The 21,938-nt window shown below is 46.6% G+C and carries 27 protein-coding genes and 1 tRNA gene; 9 read left to right on the forward strand and 19 right to left on the reverse strand.

Annotated features, from left to right (window positions below):
- Positions 1–345: 345 nt before the first annotated feature.
- From ABD894_RS08330 to ABD894_RS08340, 3 genes are all read right to left on the reverse strand, one after another.
- A complete protein-coding gene (locus ABD894_RS08330; protein WP_345210548.1) occupies positions 346–1,545 on the reverse strand; it encodes an FAD-dependent monooxygenase in 1,200 nt (399 codons plus the stop codon).
- A gap of 40 nt (positions 1,546–1,585) precedes the next feature.
- Positions 1,586–2,296, reverse strand: a complete 711-nt coding sequence (locus tag ABD894_RS08335) for an SIP domain-containing protein (protein WP_345210549.1) — start codon at positions 2,294–2,296, stop codon at positions 1,586–1,588.
- Positions 2,297–2,368: 72 nt separating this feature from the next.
- Positions 2,369–3,217 (reverse strand): helix-turn-helix domain-containing protein, encoded by an 849-nt coding sequence (locus tag ABD894_RS08340; RefSeq protein ID WP_345210550.1) that lies wholly within the window; start codon positions 3,215–3,217, stop codon positions 2,369–2,371.
- Positions 3,218–3,405: 188 nt separating this feature from the next.
- Between ABD894_RS08340 and ABD894_RS08345 the strand changes: the two genes are divergently transcribed.
- The 5 genes from ABD894_RS08345 to ABD894_RS08365 all read left to right on the forward strand — a co-directional run bounded on the left by ABD894_RS08345 (position 3,406) and on the right by ABD894_RS08365 (position 6,130).
- A complete protein-coding gene (locus ABD894_RS08345) occupies positions 3,406–3,639 on the forward strand; it encodes a thioredoxin family protein (RefSeq protein ID WP_345210551.1) in 234 nt (77 codons plus the stop codon).
- A 62-nt stretch (positions 3,640–3,701) separates the two neighbouring features.
- Positions 3,702–4,355, forward strand: coding sequence for a protoglobin domain-containing protein (locus ABD894_RS08350; protein ID WP_345210552.1), 654 nt, complete (start codon positions 3,702–3,704; stop codon positions 4,353–4,355).
- A 2-nt stretch (positions 4,356–4,357) separates the two neighbouring features.
- Positions 4,358–5,335 (forward strand): thioredoxin-disulfide reductase, encoded by a 978-nt coding sequence (gene trxB / locus ABD894_RS08355; RefSeq protein WP_345210553.1) that lies wholly within the window; start codon positions 4,358–4,360, stop codon positions 5,333–5,335.
- An 18-nt stretch (positions 5,336–5,353) separates the two neighbouring features.
- Positions 5,354–5,599 (forward strand): hexameric tyrosine-coordinated heme protein, encoded by a 246-nt coding sequence (locus ABD894_RS08360; protein WP_345210554.1) that lies wholly within the window; start codon positions 5,354–5,356, stop codon positions 5,597–5,599.
- A gap of 21 nt (positions 5,600–5,620) precedes the next feature.
- Positions 5,621–6,130 carry a GNAT family N-acetyltransferase gene (locus ABD894_RS08365; protein ID WP_345210555.1) on the forward strand — a complete coding sequence of 170 codons (510 nt, stop codon included), beginning with the start codon at positions 5,621–5,623 and terminating at the stop codon, positions 6,128–6,130.
- Positions 6,131–6,623: 493 nt separating this feature from the next.
- Here ABD894_RS08365 and ABD894_RS08370 read toward each other — a convergent pair whose 3' ends face one another.
- The 7 genes from ABD894_RS08370 to ABD894_RS08400 all read right to left on the reverse strand — a co-directional run bounded on the left by ABD894_RS08370 (position 6,624) and on the right by ABD894_RS08400 (position 12,393).
- Positions 6,624–8,231, reverse strand: a complete 1,608-nt coding sequence (locus tag ABD894_RS08370) for a catalase (protein WP_425562932.1) — start codon at positions 8,229–8,231, stop codon at positions 6,624–6,626.
- The gene (locus ABD894_RS08375; RefSeq protein WP_345210556.1) at positions 8,144–8,848 is read right to left on the reverse strand and encodes a type 1 glutamine amidotransferase; all 705 of its coding nucleotides are present in this window, start codon (positions 8,846–8,848) and stop codon (positions 8,144–8,146) included. The genes ABD894_RS08370 and ABD894_RS08375 overlap by 88 nt, the downstream gene beginning before the upstream one ends.
- Positions 8,845–9,603: a YggS family pyridoxal phosphate-dependent enzyme gene (locus ABD894_RS08380; protein WP_345210557.1), complete on the reverse strand. Its 759-nt coding sequence runs from the start codon at positions 9,601–9,603 to the stop codon at positions 8,845–8,847. The genes ABD894_RS08375 and ABD894_RS08380 overlap by 4 nt, the downstream gene beginning before the upstream one ends.
- A gap of 10 nt (positions 9,604–9,613) precedes the next feature.
- Positions 9,614–10,357 carry an AAA family ATPase gene (locus ABD894_RS08385; RefSeq protein ID WP_345210558.1) on the reverse strand — a complete coding sequence of 248 codons (744 nt, stop codon included), beginning with the start codon at positions 10,355–10,357 and terminating at the stop codon, positions 9,614–9,616.
- 5 nt (positions 10,358–10,362) lie between these two features.
- Positions 10,363–10,818: a GNAT family N-acetyltransferase gene (locus ABD894_RS08390; RefSeq protein WP_345210559.1), complete on the reverse strand. Its 456-nt coding sequence runs from the start codon at positions 10,816–10,818 to the stop codon at positions 10,363–10,365.
- Between the two features lie 118 nt (positions 10,819–10,936).
- Entirely contained in the window at positions 10,937–11,830 is an 894-nt protein-coding gene (locus ABD894_RS08395) for a dihydrodipicolinate synthase family protein (protein WP_345210560.1), read from the reverse strand.
- 53 nt (positions 11,831–11,883) lie between these two features.
- Complete coding sequence (locus ABD894_RS08400; protein WP_345210561.1) at positions 11,884–12,393, reverse strand: cupin domain-containing protein; 510 nt, start codon at positions 12,391–12,393, stop codon at positions 11,884–11,886.
- A gap of 100 nt (positions 12,394–12,493) precedes the next feature.
- Here ABD894_RS08400 and pdxR point away from each other — a divergent pair, with 100 nt between their 5' ends.
- The gene (pdxR, locus tag ABD894_RS08405) at positions 12,494–13,909 is read left to right on the forward strand and encodes a MocR-like pyridoxine biosynthesis transcription factor PdxR (protein WP_345210562.1); all 1,416 of its coding nucleotides are present in this window, start codon (positions 12,494–12,496) and stop codon (positions 13,907–13,909) included.
- On the opposite strand, the gene ABD894_RS08410 is transcribed toward pdxR, so the two are convergent.
- The 5 genes from ABD894_RS08410 to hmpA all read right to left on the reverse strand — a co-directional run bounded on the left by ABD894_RS08410 (position 13,904) and on the right by hmpA (position 16,938).
- On the reverse strand, positions 13,904–14,515 hold the full coding sequence (locus ABD894_RS08410; RefSeq protein ID WP_345210563.1) for a MarR family winged helix-turn-helix transcriptional regulator: 612 nt from the start codon (positions 14,513–14,515) through the stop codon (positions 13,904–13,906). The two genes, pdxR and ABD894_RS08410, sit on opposite strands and share 6 nt — an antisense overlap.
- Positions 14,508–14,771 (reverse strand): DUF2024 family protein, encoded by a 264-nt coding sequence (locus ABD894_RS08415; RefSeq protein WP_345210564.1) that lies wholly within the window; start codon positions 14,769–14,771, stop codon positions 14,508–14,510. Before ABD894_RS08415 ends, ABD894_RS08410 begins: the two co-directional genes overlap by 8 nt.
- A gap of 53 nt (positions 14,772–14,824) precedes the next feature.
- Positions 14,825–15,058, reverse strand: coding sequence for a thioredoxin family protein (locus tag ABD894_RS08420; RefSeq protein ID WP_345210565.1), 234 nt, complete (start codon positions 15,056–15,058; stop codon positions 14,825–14,827).
- Positions 15,059–15,353: 295 nt separating this feature from the next.
- Positions 15,354–15,701, reverse strand: coding sequence for a hypothetical protein (locus ABD894_RS08425; protein ID WP_345210566.1), 348 nt, complete (start codon positions 15,699–15,701; stop codon positions 15,354–15,356).
- Between the two features lie 25 nt (positions 15,702–15,726).
- Positions 15,727–16,938, reverse strand: coding sequence for an NO-inducible flavohemoprotein (hmpA, locus tag ABD894_RS08430; protein ID WP_345210567.1), 1,212 nt, complete (start codon positions 16,936–16,938; stop codon positions 15,727–15,729).
- A gap of 139 nt (positions 16,939–17,077) precedes the next feature.
- On the opposite strand from hmpA, the gene ABD894_RS08435 reads away from it, so the two are divergent.
- The gene (locus tag ABD894_RS08435; protein WP_345210568.1) at positions 17,078–17,515 is read left to right on the forward strand and encodes an RrF2 family transcriptional regulator; all 438 of its coding nucleotides are present in this window, start codon (positions 17,078–17,080) and stop codon (positions 17,513–17,515) included.
- An 11-nt stretch (positions 17,516–17,526) separates the two neighbouring features.
- Positions 17,527–17,877: a hypothetical protein gene (locus ABD894_RS08440; RefSeq protein ID WP_345210569.1), complete on the forward strand. Its 351-nt coding sequence runs from the start codon at positions 17,527–17,529 to the stop codon at positions 17,875–17,877.
- A 200-nt stretch (positions 17,878–18,077) separates the two neighbouring features.
- On the opposite strand, the gene ABD894_RS08445 is transcribed toward ABD894_RS08440, so the two are convergent.
- The 3 genes from ABD894_RS08445 to ABD894_RS08455 form a co-directional block, all read right to left on the reverse strand.
- Complete coding sequence (locus ABD894_RS08445; protein ID WP_345210570.1) at positions 18,078–18,599, reverse strand: ORF6N domain-containing protein; 522 nt, start codon at positions 18,597–18,599, stop codon at positions 18,078–18,080.
- A 17-nt stretch (positions 18,600–18,616) separates the two neighbouring features.
- Positions 18,617–19,894 carry a site-specific integrase gene (locus ABD894_RS08450; protein WP_345210571.1) on the reverse strand — a complete coding sequence of 426 codons (1,278 nt, stop codon included), beginning with the start codon at positions 19,892–19,894 and terminating at the stop codon, positions 18,617–18,619.
- 314 nt (positions 19,895–20,208) lie between these two features.
- A tRNA-Ile gene (locus ABD894_RS08455) sits at positions 20,209–20,282 on the reverse strand.
- 66 nt (positions 20,283–20,348) lie between these two features.
- Between ABD894_RS08455 and ABD894_RS08460 the strand changes: the two genes are divergently transcribed.
- The gene (locus ABD894_RS08460; protein WP_345210572.1) at positions 20,349–20,981 is read left to right on the forward strand and encodes an HAD family hydrolase; all 633 of its coding nucleotides are present in this window, start codon (positions 20,349–20,351) and stop codon (positions 20,979–20,981) included.
- Positions 20,982–21,050: 69 nt separating this feature from the next.
- Here ABD894_RS08460 and ABD894_RS08465 read toward each other — a convergent pair whose 3' ends face one another.
- Positions 21,051–21,401: a hypothetical protein gene (locus ABD894_RS08465; RefSeq protein WP_345210573.1), complete on the reverse strand. Its 351-nt coding sequence runs from the start codon at positions 21,399–21,401 to the stop codon at positions 21,051–21,053.
- Positions 21,402–21,938: the final 537 nt, after the last annotated feature.

Genomic DNA, 21,938 nt, shown 5'->3' on the forward strand with positions numbered 1-21,938 from the left:
ATTAGCAGGGTGCATGTGATCAGCAAATAGTTTCTCGTTCGATTTTTCATTTAAGAAGTGCTTTGAATGTTTTGATCAGATCATGATGATCCTCAGATGTCGTGCAAAGCTATCTTGCCTTCAAATCGGTGAAGTGCATAGAACGGAATAATATGTACCATATCGGGAAGTCTGGAAAGAAAATGCCCGCATATCAAGGTTTAGTTAAACTTCCTATAGAGTTGCTCTAATTCGAACAGCCCTGTTTCTTTGATCATTTGTAGATCATGATAAACTCTGACTATATACAAAGTGTTCTAACATACACTCTCTCAACAAGAGGCCATATTTACACACCCAGACAGGTTAGAATAAATATTTCGGAAGGACGAAGCCACCATAGGAGGATGTATCATTCCCTCCACCAAAGAGCCTGAAAATGCGTTGCATAAATTTACTACTTAGAAACATGGCTATTGCACGGAGGATAGCAATGCCAAACGATGATCTGGGATAAAGATAGCGAAGCCAGTTTACAAAAAAAGTACGGCCACTGTCAACGTAAGGGCGCATAATTTTCTCATATTCGCTAACGGCTTCTTTATAGTTCTGGTGTTTTTTGAGTTCCCCGGCCAAAACGTAGGCACCCGTTAAGGACAGCGGTGTGCCTTGACCGGTGAGCGCAGAAGGACAATAGGCAGCATCACCCAAAAGTATGAACCTACCCTTTGACCAGGTGGAGGCGATGATCTGCGTGTACGGTCCGAGGTAAAAATCCTGGTCGTAGTCCAGATCTTCAAGCACTCTGTTGGCAAGCCCGCCCGCACCTGCAAGTGCCTCCCTAACCATTCGTTTTTGTTCAGCCGAGTTGATGTCTCTGGTGTCAAACTGCTTTCGGCGGAAATTAACCAGGACCGTTGTATCCCTGTTATATACAGGCCTTACTAATATAAAAGAACCGCCTTTACCGTTATATATTTTTGCCCAGTCACCATCCTCAGCACGTCGCGGGATCCGAAAATATGCAGCATAAAGTCCTATATATTTATATCGGATACTTTCATCCATGACCATTCTTCGGGTATTTGAACTTACCCCCTCTGTACAAAAAACAAGATCAAATTCGTCTTTGGTGCCATCACTAAAGGTGACGAATACTTTACGCTCATTCTGATGGATGTCCGTAATCGTTATGCCAAAGCGATAGTTGCATTTCTCCTTCGTTTCATCGTACATGATATGGGCGAGGTCACCACGCAGGATCTCGTAGGAACTGGTAAAAGAGCCCACGGCACCTTTGGCTAAAGAAGCTATAGCCTTACCCGAGTTATTCAGCAACTGAACACCTTTCTCCCTTGTATTCATCGCTTCTATCTTTTCTTCAAGCCCCATTAATTTGATAACCTCTTGTCCGGGACCCTCAATATCGACGTTTTGACCACCTGTTCGGAATACCTCAGAACGCTCAATTACCGTTATGGAATACCCATCTTTTTGCAACCAGAAGGCCAGTGCGGTGCCAGCAATGCTGGCACCAGATATTAATACTTTCTTTTCAGATCTCATGTCTTTTTATATTTGTTGAAAATTGTCTATCAGGAATATATTAACCCCAAAATCCTTTCACCTTGATCTGCGATGATGAGAACCCGCACTCCTTTAGCGAACGCTTAAGTTTGCTTACTAATCTGTTGTTACCGACGATGTAAAACACAGTTTGATCGGGATGAAATTTTTGTTCGACAACCCATTGCAGCAGGGATCCGTCACCCACTTCGTCCTCACATTCGATAGGCTGTAAGCGCGAGTCGAGAGACTCCCGAAAAGATCTTAGGTGTTGCCGCTCATTCAGCAATACGGAACCCGTAAAATGACTTATTGACCTGCTCATCTGTTCTAATGCCAGCAAATGACCAAGACCGCTTAGATCACCCAGTCCCACAGACCATTTTTGCGGATCCGGTGCATGGTTAGTACGCTCAGTTTTCAGGTAATTCACGACATCGCCTTTTTGTAATCCTGCTGCCCATTTACTTCCAAACCCATTGTGTCCCGTATCGATGAATACTGTGCAGGTACGTTTGTCGGCATCCCAACCGGAAGGCGTATAATCGCGAAAAGTGAAGTCATCCACTTTAAACTTGATATATGGTATGCTTTCCCATTCCATATCCATATCCGGTAAATGAAGGTCTATCTCGACAAAAGTGGCAGGCTCCCAGGTTCTTACTGCCAGTACCTGACCCGATCGCAGTAATGATGGAATAAGCAATAGATCGGCCTTTTTCCTGAGCTGTTTTAGAAGAGAATTTTCCATGTGCCTAACATTTGCACAAAGGAACCAATAGTATGACGGGCAGAAAATGGCGGTTTGAGGGCAATGATAGGACTATTTACGGTATTGCCTGCGGAAAGCTATTGCAGGCATTCCGACTTCTTTTGTGAAGATCCGTCCGAAATAGGAATGGTCATCATAGCCTAATTCATAAGCTATCTCTTTAGAAGTTAGTTCACTGTAGTATAAAAGTCGCTTTGCCTCCATAATAGCTTCATGACGGATCCAATAGCTCACCGTAAAACCAGAGATCTTTTTCACTACCTCATTAAGATAGGATTCGGTAACATGAAGTTGCAAAGCATATGCTGAAGGGCTTTTTAAATTTTTGATCTCGGTCGATAACAACTTTTTAAATTCCTGAAGAAGTTGATGTGGTCGCGAAAGGCCAGAATTCACTCCGGTCATATGGCTGTACGATCTCGCTACCTCCAATAGGAAGGCTTGAACAAGTGCGTGGATAGCGGGACGATAGAGAACATCGTTGTTTGGGGCTTGTCGTTTTTCAAGGATCAGGTTAAGCAAGTCGCCAAATTGCCTGAGTTGTAAAGGATCCAACGGGATAGGTTGTTGCAGCATCAATTGTCCTCCTAAGGCATCTCTGCTTTGGGTGGGCATTAAAGAAGCCTCTACCCCAAGAAACCAGCCTTTAGCTGCATCTTGATCAACAGGTTGATTAACTTGACCCGGAAGTACAAAAAATAATGAGGGACTATTTACTTGAACTGTTTGGAAATCGACCAAAACAGAACCGCTGCCACTTTCAAGCAGAAAAAAAGTATAATGGTCATCCCGGTGTGCCTCGGTCGGGAAATTATCCGTAAGGTCGTTAGAAGGGATACGCTTAATATCGAACCCGATATTGTCGCTATTTTCCAATCTATCCAAAAGTATCTCTTTCATAAAATTTGCACGCTTGAACAAATTTAGGCTCAAATTAGGTTTACAGCTATTCTTTTTACCATTTTGTTAGGCTGCAGCTGCCCAACCAGTTTAGCCGGATAAACCATAAAACTGGATCAGGACGACGTTAGGACTCCTAACTATGTTTGTCATGACAATAAGGTCAACAAATCAAACTCATCAAAAAAATGGCAAAATCAATTTTCTATCATGCGGGTTGCCCGGTATGTGTAAGCGCAGAACAAGACATCATTAACTTGATCGGCGAAAACAATGTGGAGGTCGTAAATATCGGCGAAGACCGAAGCCGTATCGCCGAAGCAGAAAAAGCAGGTATCCAGTCTGTACCGGCGTTAGTAACACCAAACGGCAATGTATTGCACATCAACTTCGGCGCATCTTTAGCTGACGTTAAAGGATAAATCATCGGAGCCCTGTTTGAAAGACAGGGCTTTTTTTAATCACAGATCACCATAAAACACAAATGAAACGTATATATTTTTTGATCATCACTGCGCTGATCATCACCCTTCAGACCCAGGCCCAGGACACTAAAGCGCCTCATGGTTACACCTATGGCACCAAAGAGATAGCCAAGTCACCCTTTACCCTGGACGATCTCCAACTGCTGGAGCAGTCCATGCTATTCAATGACGAAGACGTCAAATACCTGCGCATGAGCCACGATATCCTGGCCGGACAGACCGACCAGATACTGGATGTTTGGTACGGCTTTGTCGGTTCAACACCCCAACTGGTCTATTTCTTCGGCAATAAAAGCACCGGTAAACCAGATGGCGAATATCTGGCCAAGGTACGGGCCCGCTTCAAGATGTGGATACTGCAAACCGCTGAAGCTAAATATGACCAGGACTGGCTGAACTATCAGTACGAGATCGGCCTGCGTCACTATTCGGCCAAGAAAAACAAGACCGACCAGGCCAATTCGGTACCCATTATCAATTACCGTTATATCCCGGCATTGACCATACCGGTGGTGACCACCCTGAAGCCGTTCCTGGCAAAAACAGGTGCCAGTTCAGCTGATGTAGAAAAAATGTCAAATGCCTGGCTAAAATCAGTGCTGTTACAAAGTATTCTTTGGGGACAGCCTTACATGAAAAAAGGAGAATTCTAATTATGGAACACGTTCAATGTTTGATCATTGGATCCGGCCCGGCAGGTTACACCGCAGCGATCTATGCTGCGCGTGCCGGGCTTAATCCACTTTTATATACCGGAATCGCTACCGGCGGTCAGCTGATGCTCACGACCGAGGTCGATAATTTTCCCGGCTATCCGAACGGCGTTAAAGGACCTGCCATGATGGATGACCTGCAAAAACAGGCGGAGCGTTTTGGTACAGAGATCCGCTATGGTCATGTCAGCAGCGTCGACTTTTCGGCGCGGCCGCACCAGGTGATCATTGACGAAACGATCATAATATCGGCCGATAGTGTGATCATTTCTACCGGCGCGTCGGCCAAATGGCTGGGCCTGCCTTCTGAACAAAAATACAACGGCAGCGGCGTTTCAGCCTGTGCGATCTGCGATGGATTCTTTTATCGCGGGCAGGATGTGGCGCTTTGTGGCGGCGGCGATACTGCTGCTGAAGAAGCCCTTTACCTGGCCAAGCTTTGCCGGAAGGTTTATATGATCATCCGTAAAGGTGAGTTCGCGGCATCCAAAGCGATGGCCGACCGGGTGCTGGCCACTTCGAACATTGAAGTACTGTTCCATAACGAGGTGACCGAGGTTTTAGGCGATGGCCTGGTGGTCACCGGCGTTCAGCTGATCAATAACAGAACCAACGAAGACCGTGAACTGGCGGTAACAGGTCTGTTCGTAGCGATCGGTCACAACCCGAACACCAGCATTTTTAAGAAATGGCTTGAGCTGGATAAAGCCGGCTACGTATTGACCAAAGGCAAAAGCACTGAAACCAATGTCCCGGGCATATTTTGCTGCGGTGATGCGCAGGATCCCTATTACCGGCAGGCGGTCACCGCCGCAGGAAGCGGCTGTATGGCGGCGCTGGACGCTGAACGCTATTTGGCTGTTCATGGCTCCGAAGCGATGACCACTGCGGATCAACTTGAAAATTCAGAGACCAACTAATATCAAACCTTTAAAAAAATGGCAGATCAAATAGAATTAATACCAGGGAATTCCCTGATCACCGCGACCCCCGAAGAGGGTCGCGCATTAGCGGTAAAAATGTCGCGCCTGATCATCAAAGTTACCCAGCCGGATGCAGATGTCAGGACCAAGCTGCGCAATGTTTATGCTGAAGACCCGATGATGCTGATCGCTATCGGGCAGACCGTCGCTACCGAATTTGCGACGATCGCCGCTGCAAATAACTACTGGCAGAAATCATAACAAAGCTTAAAGTTTAAGATCATGGGTAATGTTCAGCTTGTCAGACTTACGGACGATCGTGATCACGGCTTTTTGCGACTGATCGCCCAGGATGATCCGGTAAATACCGATCACCTGGGACTTTGTACGAATGATCGGTCCGATCCGCCAGTTATCACCGAACCGGCTAAGGGCTTAACCTTAGGCTACCTGAGAACAGGGGTACTTTGTGGGGTAGTTTCTTTCACAGCAGGTGATCTTAAAGGAAAAAAGCGGTCGACCGGGGAGATATCGAGTTTATATGTGTGGAGCAAAGGTCATCGTTACATCATCGGCGAACGAATGCTGATGACCTTACTACGGATCATCAGCGAGGAATTCCCGAAGATCACTGAGGTGAAATTATCAGTCGTCTCCTACAACGAACCGGCAAAGAGACTTTATTCCAGGTTCGGCTTCAGGCATCAGGTAACGCTGGAAAAAGCCATCCGTATCGCGGGAGAATACCGGGACAAGGATCTGATGATGTTGGAACTTGATAAAAAGTATTAATATCAAAAAGATGAGGTTGCAGACAATAAAAGAGAACGAACTGGTCTGAAGAAAGCTTATCGATTCGGTTGCTGAGATATTCAAAGCTGAAGGCTATGCGGATCGGTACTACTAAGATTGCGCTACTCGCCGTTATAAACAAAAAATAATCTATTACTACTTTGAAAGCTTCGACTGACCGGTCGGGGCTTTTGTCGTAGAGGCAGGTTATCGGATGAAACTCGCGCAGCATTTCAGACGACTCGCCGTTCCCGAATATCTGTAGGGAACCAAGCAATTGATCAACTCGTTATTGTATTTATTAAACGATTCTCCATTCCCGATTTGATAGCGGTCAATTTATCGGATTGACCTGAGTTTAGAAACCAGCAGGCTGACAATGCCGGAAGTAATCAGCCACCTGCTTGATATGATATTTGAAAAAGCGAAGTAATTACCTCTGTTAACTCCAAAAAAAGCCGGACTTTTTAAGTTCCGGCTTTTTTTGGAGTTGTTATGATAAGTTCGGATGGCTGAAGTTATCAACTTCTTCAATGGTCATGCCTAAAGCATTTGCAACCCCGATGCCATAGGCCGGATCGGCTTTAAAACAATTCCGGATGTGTCTTACCTGTATAAACTGCTGCGCACCGCCAACGGCTGCAGCCGTGTTGCTGAACAGCAGTTCTTTTTGCTTGTCATCCATCAGGCGGAACAGGTTGCCTGGCTGGGTGAAGTAATCGTCATCATCTTCACGGTAATTGTGGGCATAGGCGTCACCTTCCAATTGCAATGGCGGTTCTTTGAACTCAGGCTGTTCCTTCCACTGGCCAAAGCTGTTCGGCTCATAATGGATCGTCGAACCGAGATTACCATCGGTACGCATGGCACCATCACGGTGGAAGGAATGGAAAGGACATTTCGGCGCGTTCACCGGGATGTGGGAATGATTCACGCCTAAGCGATAACGTTGCGCATCGCCGTAAGAGAACAAACGCCCCTGTAACATTTTATCCGGTGAATGACCGATACCAGGCACAACATTGGCCGGGTTAAAGGCTGCTTGTTCAACTTCTGCGAAGTAATTGGCCGGGTTACGGTTCAATTCCATTTCACCCACCGGAATGAGCGGGTAATCAACTTTCGGCCAAATTTTGGTCAGGTCGAACGGATGAAAACGATAGGTTTTGGCATCTGCTTCCGGCATGATCTGTACGCAAAGCTGCCATTTAGGGAAATTACCGGCTTCAATGTTATCATACAGATCCTTTTGGCTTGACTCACGATCCTTGCCGATGATCGCCTCCGCTTCTTCATTGGTCAGGTTCGCGATGCCCTGCAGGCAACGGAAGTGGAATTTCACCCAAAAACGCTCGTTGTTCGCATTGATGAAACTAAAGGTATGGCTGCCGAAACCGTGCATGTGCCGGTAGCTTTTAGGGATACCACGCTCGCTCATGACGATGGTCACCTGGTGCAGGGCTTCCGGTAATAAGGTCCAGAAATCCCAGTTATTGTCCGCGCTGCGCATATTGGTCCTCGGGTCGCGTTTTACCGCATGGTTCAGATCGATGAATTTCATCGGGTCACGGAAAAAGAACACCGGCGTGTTATTGCCTACCAGGTCCCAGTTACCCTGGCCGGTATAAAATTTCACGGCAAAGCCACGGATGTCACGCTCGGCATCGGCCGCACCGCGCTCGCCGGCAACGGTCGAGAAGCGTAAGAACAGGTCGGTCTTTTTACCGATCTCCGAAAAAATATCCGCTTTGGTATAAGCGGTAATATCATGGGTTACGGTAAACGTACCGTAAGCGCCGGAACCTTTCGCATGCATGCGTCGTTCAGGAATGACCTCACGGTCAAAATGCGCCATTTTCTCCAGGAACCAGAAATCCTGTAACAGCACCGGTCCGCGTGGACCGGCCGTCTGCACGTTCTGATTGTCGGCTACCGGATTGCCGGCTGCCGTAGTTAACTTATTGTTTTGTTCGTCCATTTTATAAATTGTTAAGTATTTAAAATTGTAGTTCTTTATGTTGTCGGTGCCAGAAAAATATCCAGCAGCCGGTTCATGGTACGTTTTGCGGTTCTTACATTGGTACACCCGGTGATCTGGCAAGCCATACCCTGGATGTAGGGCGCGTGATCAAGCTCAGACCAGCCATGCTGGATCATATCGATGACATCATATCGCGACACCTCCAGGTGAAACTGTAATCCCAGAACGTTATCCTGATAAGCAAAAGCCTGGTTTTCATTGGCTGCAGAGATCAGCAGGTTAAGTCCGCCCTGCGGGATATCGAACTGATCACCATGCCAGTGATATACGGTTGGCTGATGTTTGAAAAGCTCATAGAACCAGCCGACCATCAGACAATCTTCGGCAGGCGCGACCGGGAACCAGCCGATCTCCTTGTTCGGTGCTTTCCTGACCGCAGCGCCGAGACTGGCAGCGATCAGCTGTGCACCAAGGCAAATGCCCAGTACTTTCTTCCCGGCCTGAATGCATGCATAAATAAATTCTTTTTCCGTATTCAGCCAGATATAGCGGTCACCATCATTTACGCCCATAGGGCCGCCCATAATGACAAGCGCATCCAGCTCATCCGGCTCAGGTATCTGAAAACCGTCTTCAAAGAATCTGGTGAAACTTACTTCATACTGTTGCAGTTCTGCCCACTCCAATATCGAAGCCGGTCCTTCAAAAGCTATGTGTTGTAAAAAATGTATTCTCATGACGTTGCAGTGCTTAAGGCGGAAGTTTCATTCCAGTAATAACTGTCAGGTGTCGGGCGCTGCCCGAAGATCGCGGTGCCCACCCTGACGATCGTGGCGCCCTCCTCAATGGCGATCTCCAGATCACCGCTCATGCCCATGGACAGTTCCCGGACCGAGACACCCGGGATGTTCGCGTCAAGGACCTTTTGCTGTATGTTTTTAAGCAGCTGAAAACAGGCGCGGACCTTTTCCGACTCATTGCTCAGCAAGCCGATGGTCATCAATCCTTTGATGCGGATGTTCTTTAAGGCAGCGACCTGTCTGACCAGTTGCAGCGTCTGGCCGGGATGCACGCCAAATTTGCTTTCCTCATCTGAGGTGTTTACCTGGATGAAGACATCGATGGTCTTTTGCTCAAATGCCAGCCGCTGGTCCAGTTTTTCTGCCAGTTCGAAGCGGTCGATGGATTGGATACAGCTCACGTCGTATTTCAGCAGGTCCTTGATCTTGTTGGTTTGCAGGTGGCCGATGAAATGGTTAACATGCTTGACAGACCTCAGTGCGCAATATTTTTCTTTGAGCTCCTGGACCTTGTTCTCCGCGATCACGCGATGCCCGGCTTCCAGCGCGACCGCGATTCGTTTGGCGGGAACGGTCTTTGTCGCCAGTAATAATAAGATCTCATGAGGGTCCCGGCCGCTTTTTTCACAGGCCTTGATGATCCGGTCCTCTATTTCTTTAATATGTTCAATGATGTTAATTTGATCTTCCATGACACAAGGTTTAAACTGTTTCAGGAACCTTATTTATTTGATGATCTTCCTGACCGGCTTCGAGCAGACAGATCAGGTTTCTCTTTACGGCAGTAAGGGTAAGGTCCTTGACTTCGGCGAACGACAGTTCATAGCGCCGTTCCACGGAGCTGATATTTTCCGGGTATTTGGAAAGCAACTGGTCGTAGTAACCGTCCAGCACCGCTGAAGATGGTAAGGTGTAGCTCAACTGCAACTGGAAACGCCTTAATAAAGCGTGGTCGATAAAATCGCGGTGATTGGTCGCGCAGATCAATAAAGTATCTGCTGTGAGCCGGTCCAGCAACTGGATCAGCGTATTCACTATACGGCGCATCTCGCCAACATCTTTATCGTCGATACTTCTGCCTTTACTGATCTGATCGAACTCATCCAACAGTAGTACCGCTTTCATTTTGGCCGCATGATCGAAGACCATCCTCAGGTTTTGCGCGGTCTCGCCGATCTTGGCATTGATGACCGTACTCAGGTTAAGTACGATCAATGGTTTACCCAGGGCATTGGCGATCGCTTTTGCCGTGGCAGTTTTACCGCAACCGGAACTGCCGTAAAGCAATACTTTATTATTGACCGGCAGCTCATATCGTAGCAGCTGCTCCGCATAGCTGAATTCTTTCAGCAGGTCGTTCAGTTGCGCACGATCTTTTTCCGGCAGGAAAAGATCGCTGAATGCAATTCTTTCTTTATCATTTATAATGAGATCTGACAGATACATCCGGGTTAGTTTATCTGATCGTCCGCGATCACATTTTTCTCCATTTTGCAATGCATGATACCGGCTTCCCCGAAAGGGCTGCCTACCTTAACAAAGCCAAAGTTTTCATAAAGGCCGGTAGCCTGGACCTGTGCGTGCAAATAGATATAACCGGCATCTGATGGCAGATCCTGTAACATGGCCTCCACCAGACCTTTTCCAATTCCCAAGCCCCGGAATTCCGGTAGCACACAGATCCGTTCCAGCTTATAGCCTTGTGTTGTTTCCCGCCAACGTGACGCGCCTGCCGGGGCACGATCAACGGTGGCCAGAAAATGTACAGACTCGTCTTCAAAGCCTTTTTCAAGTTCCGGTATACATTGCTGCTCTATCACAAATACCTGCGTTCTGATGGCGAAGACCTCTTCCAGTTTTATCGGGTCGGTCACTTTTTCCACCTGTATTTTCTTTTTCACTGACATATATGGATCTTTATTACCACAGGCCTGAACGGCAACGGGTAACTGTGGTAAATTTAAGTTAACCCGTCACCATCAGGCTGGTACAGAATTTTCAAAACATGGTAGTCCAGATCAGAACTTAGGCCTGTAAAGCAGCGACATCCTCCAGGATCTTGGTTAACTGTTGCTGATCAGCAGTACTCAGCGGCTGCAACGGACTTCTTAACTCACCGCCTGCTGTGCCCAGAATTTCAAGACCTGTCTTGATCGCGCGTGGTAAACCTTTGGCAACAATGAATTTTAGCAGGTCAAGCTGATCCAGGAACACTTTTTGAGCGGCGTTCAGGTCGTTTATTTTGATCATCTCGTATAAGCTGAGATTCAATTCCGGGATCAGGTTCGGCGCTGCTGTACACCAGCCGGTCGCACCCGCGGCGAATGCCGCTAAGGCTAACGGGTTTGAGCCGTTATAGAAAGCGACATCGTCACCCAGCTCTTTTTTCAGGGTGTGCATGCGCTGCACATCACCGGTACTTTCTTTGATCATGGTCACGTTCGGTATCTCGAGTAACCTTTTTAAAAGTGTGGTCGACATATCGACACCACCGGTAGCCGGGTTATTATAAGCCATGATCGGGATATTGATCTTAGCAGCGACCTTATCATAGTGCGCCACGATCTCGTCGTCGGTGAGTTTCCAGTAGCTCATCGGAATGATCATGACGGCAGTGGCACCTGCCTTTTCAGCGAACTGCGCGTGATAGACCGTTCTTTCCGTGGTTAAATTGGAAACACCCACCAGCGTTGGCACACGGCCACCTACCTGTTGGATGGTTGCTTCGGTGATCGCTTCTTTTTCTGTATCGGTAAGATAGGGAAGTACACCGGTGCTGCCCAGGGGTGCGATACCATGTGAACCTGTGCTGACCAGGCGTTCAACCAAAGTTTTAAATAGCGGTATATCGACTTGCTCATTTTTATCGAATGGCGTGATGGGATAAGCGATGATCCCTTTAAATGGTACATTATTCATATGTAATAGCTGGTTTAAAAGCCTCCGGTAAAGGAGGCCTGTCCGTAAATAGATTAAAGATCCCTGCCTTCTTCTTCACGAAGTGCGACACCCAGGTTTTGCAGTTGCGGCGCGTTCTCGCAGGCAATGTACTTGGCCGACTCGGCATCGCTCAGGTTCTGGTGCCTGTGCCATGCCCATGACGGGATGTATACGGCATCACCTTTTTGCCACTCTATCTTTTCACCCTCGATCTCGGTATAGCCTTTGCCTTCCAGCACATACAATACGGTCTCATAAGTGTGACGGTGTTTATTGGTCAGCTGACCCGGCAGCAAGCCGCCAATGGTCATGCTCACATTCTTACTCGGCAGGTCGACAAAGAATACCGGGTGTTTACGTTCGGTAGAGAACTGGTTGTGCTCGCCGGCATGTTCCACGTTGCGGTGTACCAGGTAAGGTGGTTTTACAAACACCGGCCTTGCAAAAGTTTTATGAAAATCTTTTGAACTGAATTGTTTTTGTTCGTCATGGATCGCTGTTTTGAACTCGGTCTCGGCAGTGTTGAATTTTGTATTTGACATCTTAAAAAAATTAAGTGTTGTTGCATTATTGCATTACAAAATTGATGTATATTTGGAGTATATAAGTGATACAGAATTTATAATTTAAGGTAGTCCAGTTATGTTAAGACCTTGGGATCTTCAGATCAATATCAATGTAGATTGCGAAAGAGCGGTGTATATCCAGATAGCGGATTCGATCATCGCTGCGATCAAAGCCGGTAAGTTGCGAAGCGGTTCGCCATTACCCGGCAGCCGTCAACTGGCCACCCAGTTAAAGCTGAACCGTAATACGGTGATCGATGCCCTGGATGTGCTGCTGGCAGAAGGCTGGCTGATCTCCAAAGAACGGAGCGGGACATTCGTCGCCGAGCGGTTACCTGAGTTCAGGGAAGTGAAAAGGGATAAGGAAACGATCGTTGTACCCCAGGCCGCGACGCTGGTGCCGGAGATCGTATTTAATGATGGATTCCCGGATAGCCGTATCGCGCCCATACCTGAGCTGGCAGGTGCTTACCGGCAGATCTTCAACCGGAAAGGCCGCTGGCAAATGATGGGATATGTCGACAGTGCCGGTGATCTTGACTTCCGTAATGCGATCATTGAAATGCTTAACTATAAGCGGGGCATGCGCCTGACCGCCGAGGAGATCTTTGTGACGCGTGGCAGCCAGATGGCGATGTACCTGACCGCCCATTGTCTTTTGCAGAAGGGCGATGTAGTAGCAGTTGAAAATCCCGGTTATAAACCCGCCTGGCAGGCGATCGAACATGCCGGTGCAAGTATCTTACCGGTCAATGTGGACAAGGATGGCATTATCGTCGATGACCTGAGCGCCTATTTACGCAAAGGCAAAACGATCAAAGCGATCTACATTACGCCCCACCATCAATTCCCAACCACAGTTACCTTAAGTCTTACCCGCAGGCTGGAACTGATCGAACTATCCAATCACTATGGTTTTACTATAATTGAAGACGATTACGACAATGAGTTCCACTTTGGTCAGCGACCGATCCTGCCGGTCAGCAGTTTTGAGAACGTAGAACATTTTGTCTACATCGGTACCATGAGTAAGATCGTAGCACCGGCCTTACGCATAGGTTACCTGGCCACCTCGAAAGAACTGATCCAAAAGGTAGGGCAATTGCGCCGGATCATAGACACGCAGGGCGATAACATGATGGAACAGGCCGTTCTGCAATTGATCAATGAAGGGCATATCAAACGGCATTTGCGCCGGGCCACACTGCTTTACAAAAGCAAGCGTGATGTTTTTGAAAAAATGATCAAAGAGCATCTTGGCGGGAAGGTGGATTTTCAAAAACCGGAAGGCGGTCTGGCTTTTTGGTTACAGCCAAAGGTGAAGACCAACATGGTCACTCTACACAAAAAGCTTTTAGAAAAAGGCGTGCAAATATTACCGCCTGAAAGTTTCAGTTATGGCGAGCCGGTCAATGGCCTGCGCCTGGGTTATGCCTCGTTAACGGAAGAACAGCTGGAAGAAGGATTGAAAAAGATCGCGAAGCTGCTATAGGACCTTTGCCGGAATGTGGTCAGCACAATCCACTTGCAGCGCAGCGACAGCCAGTTGTTTTTCCAGCAGCCGGCAGAAATGCCCGTCATTTCTCATTTCATGATAATGACAGCTCAGACACATCCGTTGTACCGGAACAACGCCGCTGTTATGCAATTCAAAGATCAGGGAACCCAAAGCGTCAAATAGCACCTCTTTTCCTGGAGCGGGTAAATTTCCCAGGGCAGCTGTCAATAGGTTGGTGTACTGTGCCGCTTCAGCCGCGGCCTGTAAACCCTCCGGCATCAAACGGATGCTGAAATTACGCAGATCGCTTCTAGTCGCAGCCTTATTTATCAAGCCTTTTTTTTCCAGGGCACTGACAGTTTCACTCAGGCTGGCCTTACTCACACCAAATTCCCTGGCCAGCGCGGTGATGCTGCTAGCGGCGTTAGGGTGGCGCAGTAAAAATATGAGGAGCTGGGATTGTACCGGGTTTAACTGCTGTTGCTTGCCGCTGTTCCAGGCCATGGTACGGAGCGCCTGGGATATACGCTCAAAGGCGACAATGATCTTGTGATCGATGCCGCCTTCTGCTGTGGTCACTATCTGTTTATCGTCAGTCACAACCTTCCATTTCTATGATATAATAACCGTTCTGTTCGATGGCCCGTTGTACTTCAGCCGGCGCGATCTCCATATGGCAAAGACGGCATTCTTTGGCAGTCAGCGACTGGCCCTCCTGTCCTTTGGACTTTAAGTAATTGTTACCCATTTCGTGGATGACGATCTCATTCGTGATCTCACTTGGGGCGAGGATATCGAAATGCATCGTGTCACCGTCTTTCTTTTCGACGTAGGTATCCCAAACTGCAACTTTCATGATCTTAATTGAATAGTAAAGAGGCCCTGCCGGTACGGCAGGGCCGGTTATGTTTAACCTTTTACATCGGCTAATGATGCACCGAAATTGATGTGCAGTACATTGCCATTAGGGGTCACCAGAGCAGGTACTGACTGGATGCCTGCTTTTTCCGCTTCAGCGATACGGGCTCTGTCTTCACCGATGTTCACTACTTCCACATTGTTTTCACCGATCAGACCGATAATGTCTTGTTCTGCGCTGACACATACCGGGCAACCGGCGTGATAGAAAATTGATCTTGCCATTTTTATAAGTTTTACTTGTTACTAAATTGTGATACAAACATAGTTAGGAGTCCTAACCCTGTCCTGATCCAGTTTTGTGGTTTATAGCCGTAAACTGGTTGGCCTGAAGAGAACAGGAAACAAAAAAGCCGACCATGGGCCGGCTTGGTCAGGTTCGCAAAGGTTCTTTGTTTATTGACAATTATAGATCCTTTGGTCGAGCCCCCTTTGTTTAAGTTAACTACGAAGCCCAGAATGCCCGTTCTGCAATAAAAAAAAGCCGGCCTGAGCCAGCTTTTTACGATCAGAGTATCCGCTACAACATATAAATGAGGAGCATCCCCAGGTTGACGAGCAGACTTGCAAAGAATGCAGTCAACGTAATGCGGATGCCCGCACCGCCCATATTGGCGACCAGGTTACCAAAGAAACCCAGTACAGTAACAGCCAGTAAAATAACCGGTGCGTTATAATAGTAAATGATCACCGCAGGCACGGCCAGCACCAGGTTGCCATGCACCACCAGGTTAATGCACCACCACATCGTTTTATGGTCTTTCTGGCCATCTGCGAACCTGAGGTAAGCTTTGACCGGGTTGAACCTGTTTCTTGCGATCGGTTTCGCTGCCCAGGCAGCTGTTGTATTTGTTTTAAGCGTAAGCATAAGCTGAAAATTTATGGGTTTAAGATCAGTTCAGTGACAGCACCTGCGGTCCGAATTCTTCAAAATAGATGCGGTCTTTATCAACCCCGGCGGCTAAAAGGTCCCGGTATTGCTTTTGGATAAAGACGGCCGGGCCACAGACAAAGTAGTGCGCGTTCGGGTCAGCGTTAAATTCCGGTATCCCGGCAATGTCCAGAAAGCCTGCGTAAATACCGGCTTGTTTGTTCTCTTCGGTCGGTTCGTTATAAAAAGTATAATGAGCTAAATTAGGGAACCCGGACGCCATAGCTTCCACGTAATGTTTAAAGGCATGAACGCCCTCATTGCGGCAGCCATGTAACCAGGTGACCGGATGCTGGTGGTCATTGCTGATCAGGCTTTGCAGCATGCTCAGCAAAGGTGTTAAGCCAACACCGCCGCTGATCAGGGTGACCGGTGCATCCAGCCCGTCTGCTAACACGAAATTACCCGATGGGGCGGTGATCTCCAGAACATCCCCCTCGTGCACATGATCATGCCGCCGGTTACTGATCATACCATTGGTATCTATTTCTTTACCTAATTCGCGCTTAACGGAAATGCGGTAGTATTCGTTATTAGGGGCGCTGGAGATACTGTACTGGCGTGCCTGGTTCAATTTAAGTTCGGGCAGAAAAGTTCGTAAACTAATGAACTGCCCGGGTTGGTGGCTGGCCACCTTTCCACCATCTGAAGGGTACAGGTAAAACGAAGTGATCTCGGCCGACTCGGCGATCTTTTGTTTTACCACAAATGGTCGCCAGCCTGTCCAGCCATATTCGGTATTGGTTTTCTGTTGATAGATACCTGCTTCATGCCCGCTCATTAAAGCCGCCAGTTGCTGGTAAGCGGCTGTCCAGGCGTCTACAATAGCCGGTGTGGCAGCTTCGCCCAATACTTCCTGTATAGAGGCGATCAAATGCTTACCGACGATAATATAATGCTCGGGACGAATGTCCAGGCTGACGTGTTTGTGACCGATACGGTCGACCACAGGCAACAGCACCATCGGGTTGGCGATGTTCTCCGCGTAAGCCAGTACAGCCAGTGCCAGCGCGGTCTGCTGTTTATCACTTTTTTGGTTACCCATATTGAACAGGTTCTTCAGTTCCGGGTGATGGGTGAACATCCGGTTATAGAAATATTTGGTAAGCAACACGCCGTTCTCTCTTAGAACGGGTACGGTTGCGGTAATGAGGGCTTCTTGATCTTTTGTCATAATAATATATAAATACCTTTTTATCCTTTATTTGATTGCAATAAGCCAGCACTGCTGATCGACGGGACAAATGTAATTGCCAGAATAATAAAAGACAAATTTATCTTTTATTATTTTTTTACTAACTTTGTTTAAGATTATGGCAATATTTTCAAAGACATGCGAATACGGGATCAAGGCAGTATTGTTTATTGCCCACACCGGTGTGCAGGGTCGCAAGGTCGGGATCAAGGAGATCGCAGCGGGCATTGATTCACCTGAGTTCTTCCTGGCCAAGATCCTGCAGGACCTGAGCCGTAAGGGGATCATTAATTCTTTTAAAGGACCCACCGGCGGCTTCTTCATCGATGAGGCTAACCTCAAGCGTCCGCTCAGCGATATCGTCGAAGCAATTGATGGTGACGGCCTTTTCCGGGGTTGTGCGTTGGGGCTTAAGCAATGTTCGGAGATAAATCCGTGCCCCTTGCACGAAGAATTCAAAGCCATCAGGACACGTATCTACGATATGCTGCATACAATCAATATTGACCAGTTCAACCAGGAACTGATGAGCGGCCTGTTATCCTTAAAGAAATAGATAAAAGCGTTATGAATTTAAAACCGGAATCATTAGCAACAACAAACTATCTGCCGGTGGCCTGGGAATACCGGGAAGTCATCGAAGAGCAGATCGCCAAAAAGACAAGCGGCAAGATCAACTTTTTTTGTCGGGAGGAAGGGATCTGTGATGCTGCCGGCACCATCGTGGAGATGAAAGAGATCCAGGGCGAAGGCGTGTTTATTTTCCTGGATAAGGGTTCACGGATCCGGATCGACCGCATCATAACGCTTTTCGGTAAACCCGGGGCGGCTTATGATGAGTATGATGCTTACGGACTGGCCTGCCTGGATTGTACCGGTGGCTATGATAAAGAAGAGTTGAAGGGCTACAGTATTTAACGGCTTAGCAAATTCCGCGACACTGTTGCGGAATTTGGCTTCATCAATATGCTAACAGGCTATATTGATAGTTTGCTATCAATTGATCTGAACTGGCCATTCGAAAAGGGAATGCTTTAAAATGGAGCCACGTTGTTGTGGCTCCATTAATTTCGCAGACATTGTTTGCGAAATTGGCAGGGTGTCTAAAATGCGGTACCTTAACCTTTCAATCTAAATCCTATCGGCTCACGCGGTTGCGGATGATATTTCGCTTCGAGCAATTCATCCAGGTAGCGAAACACGATCTCCATATTCTTATCCTGGTTGTCAAGTTTACTTTTGATCTTTTCGATCTCCAAACGCAATTCAGTGTTATCAGTGAGCATTTGACGTACTTTGGTAAATACCCGCATGATCTGGATGTTAACTGCGATGGCCGGCGCACTGCTGATCACACTTGAAAGCATGGCAACGCCTTGTTCGGAAAATACCATAGGGGCATATTTGATATTACCACCCTGTTTCAAGGTGCCAAATTGGCTCCTTGAAATTTCCTCCGGGGTTAATTCAAACATAAAGTCATCAGGGAACCGTTCAAGATTTCGCCGGACTTGCCGCTTCAGGTATTTGGTTTCGACTTGGTAAAGGTTGGCCAGATCGCTGTCTAACATAACCTTTTGACCTCTTATCAAATATATTTTATTGGTGATGATGTCATCTGACACAAAATGATCTTCCATGTTTTTATTTTTAATTATCAGCTTACTTTTCTTAGCCCGGATCTTTTTACCGCTTTCCGTTTAGGTGCTTCCGGTTCGAGCTTTTCCCGAAGTACGTTCATATCATCGCTGATCTTTTTCATTAAGACACGCGCATAGATCTGAGTGGTAGCGATCTTGGTGTGTCCCATCATTTTGCTCACCGTCTCGATCGGAACATTATTCGAAAGGGTTACTGTGGTAGCAAAAGTGTGACGCGCAACGCCGAAGGTTAGTATCTTTTTGATACCATTCATAAAGCCGATCTCTTTCAGGTAACTATTTACTTTCTGATTGGACAAGTTTGGAAATAGTGTACCGGTTATTTCAGCGCGGTCAGCGTTACGGTAACGCTCCAAAATTTGCTGGGCGACGGGAAGGATCGGGATATTGGTCGGTTCGTTGCTTTTTTGACGGAATAATTTGATCCAGTTCGCGCCATCTTCACCCGCTGAGATATTGTTCTCCTTCAAATTCATCAGGTCCACATAGGAAAGTCCGGTGTAGCAACTGAAAACGAAGAGATCACGAACGATGTTCAGCCGGTCAACCGCAAAATCTTTTACCTTGATGGAGTCAAGTTCTTTTTGATTAAGGAAGGCGGTCTCGACCTTTTTGTAGCGGAACTTATAATTCTTGAAAGGGTCACGGGATATCCAGGTCAGTTTGAGCGCCAGGGTCGTCATCTTACGCAGGCGGATCAGGTGTTTCATCACGCCGTTGTTGTTCATCGGCCGCTGATGGTCTTTGGGCTTGTGGTTCCGCAAATAGGTCTCAAAATCAATGATGAACTTATAGTCTATATCATTGATCCGGATATCCGTCGTATTTCGCTTTTCTTTCAGAAATTTTTCCAGGTAGCGGCGTGTAACGGCGTAATGTTTAAGCGTGCTCCAGGTCAGGGCCGCTGCGGCCGTCTCGTAATGGTAATCCATCAACTTGCTCAGCGAAAAGGTTTCCTCAGCTTCTTCTCCCAGGAACATGGATTTTAGTAATTGCGGTGTTACTTCTTTACCGGCGATCTGTAATTGCTGGTAATAAGTAGTGATCGTGAATTTGACCTGCTCCAGGTAAGCATTGGTCTCTTTTGCTTCGGGGACTTTGATCTTCAGGCCGCCCCGTCCTTTGTCCCAGTTGTCGACCTTGACGTAGTGCTTGAGCGCAAAATGGATCCGCTCTTTGTTGACCGTTACGGACACGTAAACGTTGGTCACGCCATCCTTTGCCTTTTCTTTTTTGATGGTGAAATGCACACCAAATGACTGCGATGTTTTCATCTTTTTACAGTTTTTAAGTGAATAAATGAATAATTACCGCCTGAAACCGTCATTTTTCAGGGCGCAAAAAGGGCGCAGGAAAGATTTGAATAGCAGTCTTTTTAAGTCTTTTTTGATCTATATTTAAAGACTTAAATAACTGTATAACAGTCCATTAACCCATAAATGCGCCTAAAATTAAAATTTAATTCCAGGGTGTCGGATTGGTGTTTTTCCCTGTGCATTCGTAAGGACTGAAAAGGATCAGAATAAAACAAAAAACCCTCTAAATCAGCGATTTAGAGGGTTGAGTGATCTTAAAAAATCACGTTTCGTGCGCCCACCTGGGCTCGAACCAGGGACCAAAAGATTATGAGTCTTCTACTCTAACCGACTGAGCTATAGGCGCCGGAAAACTTTGTTGTTTTTCGAGGCGCAATATTACATATTTGCCTTCAATTAACAAAAGCTAATTATGAAAAATATTAAAAATATAATCTTCGACTATGGTAACGTCATCTTCAGTATTGATTTTTCCAGGGCACAGCAGGCATGGAGTGCGCTGGGTATCAATAACTCCGATCAGTTTTTTGGCCATTTACAGCAGGATGCCGTATTTGATGCTTTTGATAGGGGAGAGATCACTGCCGAAGCTTTTCGCGACAAAATAAGGGCCATAACCGGTAATAATGCACTCACCGACGAGCAAATTAACACCGCCTGGAACAGCATGCTGCTCGGAATTGCCGACGGTAACCACGAATTATTATTAAAATTGAAGGCTAAGTACCGTTCGTTTTTGCTCAGCAACATCAACGCCATCCATTACGATCATATTATGGACTACTTGAAACGAGAGTTTGATTTTGAAGGTAACGATCACCTGTTCGAGAAAACGTATTACTCGCACCTTACGGGCAAGCGCAAACCCGAGGCGGCCATATTTGAGCAAGTGTTGCAGGAGAACAATCTGGATCCGGCAGAGACATTGTTTATCGACGATAGTCCGCAGCATTTGGCGGGTGCGGAAAAGTTGGGGATACAAACCTTTTTAATGACACAGCCCGATACCTTACAGGCTTACTTTGAGCGCAACGGTTTGCTGTAGTATAAAACAACAGAGGGACTGTACTACAATTAATGCGGTACAGCCCCTCTTATTTATGTTGTGTGCTTATTATTTAACTTCTTCGGCAGTAACAGCAGGCGCGGCAGCTTTAGTTTTAGCCGGTGCTTTTACTTTCTTAGGCTTGCTTTCTTTAATTGCAGCTTCGGTAATTACAGCCGCTTCGGGCTCAATGGCCTTTTCTGCCGGGGCAGCAAGCGCTGTTTCGTCTATGATAACCTCTTTTGAAATTTCTTTTGCCAGTTTTTTGGCGCTTAGTTTAATTTTTTTATCCAGCTTGTCTGAATCTTTGGCTACTTTGGCGGCTACTTCTTTAAGGTTCTTGATTAAAATGGTCTGTATATCTCTTTTTGCGCTTTTACGTGCAGTTTTAATAAGTGATTTCAGTTTATGTTTTTTCATATCTCGCTGATTTATTGAGCAAAGATAGGTTATCTAATGGTTAATTCAATGTTATGTTTATGTTAACAACCTGGGGCTGTATTAACAATTCTTACTGAAAATCTACTAACAAGGTATAAAAAAAGAGCACCTTGCAGTACTCTTAATTCTTTAACTATTTAACTGACCTCATTTATTGTATAAAGAACGGGTTGCAAGCGCAATAAATATGGCGCAAAGGTAACGGGGATACATCACGTCATTGTTAATAAATGGTTATTTCAATAGCAATGTGTATTATGTTGAAAAAATTAATAGCTGCAATGCCAAAAAGTACAACCACGGTATACAAACATTACCATTTGTACAAATTGCCCAAATAAACCCATTTAGCATTTGTTAAGGGTACAATTATGCAACACTAAACCAAGGTGGCATTTAAGCCGAAAACCGCAATTAAAGGCCATATAATGCTATTTTAATGCTTGATAAACCATACATTCCATTAAATTTGTTGCAATTATAGATCTGTACCCCGCATTTTCTTTCGCAGCCTTA

The organism is Mucilaginibacter gynuensis (assembly GCF_039541195.1).
GTDB lineage: Bacteria > Bacteroidota > Bacteroidia > Sphingobacteriales > Sphingobacteriaceae > Mucilaginibacter > Mucilaginibacter gynuensis.